Raw genomic sequence first — 265 nt, 5'->3', positions numbered from 1 at the left:
CCCTGAACACGCTCGTTATCAAGGTAACGCACTGTGGTATTAACACTTAACTCATCGCTAAAATGATGCTGTAAGTCAGCTTGTAATATTGTTGCTTCAAGGTTTTGATAGTCGGATTTTTCATTAGCGTTATAGCTTGGATCAACCAAAAAGTTACCATCATCGTCAACGGGAACGCCACGCAAACGATTACCACCTAAGTCTTGTTTGATATAATCAATCGTTGTTGTGAGTGTAGTGTCATCGTCAAGTTGAAATAATAATC

1 protein-coding gene is annotated in these 265 nt (G+C 38.9%); it reads right to left on the bottom strand.

Annotated elements, in window-relative coordinates; all coding sequences use genetic code 11:
* Positions 1-265: hypothetical protein (locus AAEY78_RS13490; RefSeq protein WP_352339832.1), on the bottom strand; the 265-nt coding region annotated here is incomplete at both ends.

Source organism: Psychrobacter sp. 16-MNA-CIBAN-0192 (assembly GCF_040309565.1).
In the GTDB taxonomy this organism is placed as follows: Bacteria; Pseudomonadota; Gammaproteobacteria; order Pseudomonadales; family Moraxellaceae; genus Psychrobacter.
The sequence above is the reverse complement of the archived record's forward strand: the minus strand, read 5'-3'. Positions and strand labels throughout refer to the sequence as shown.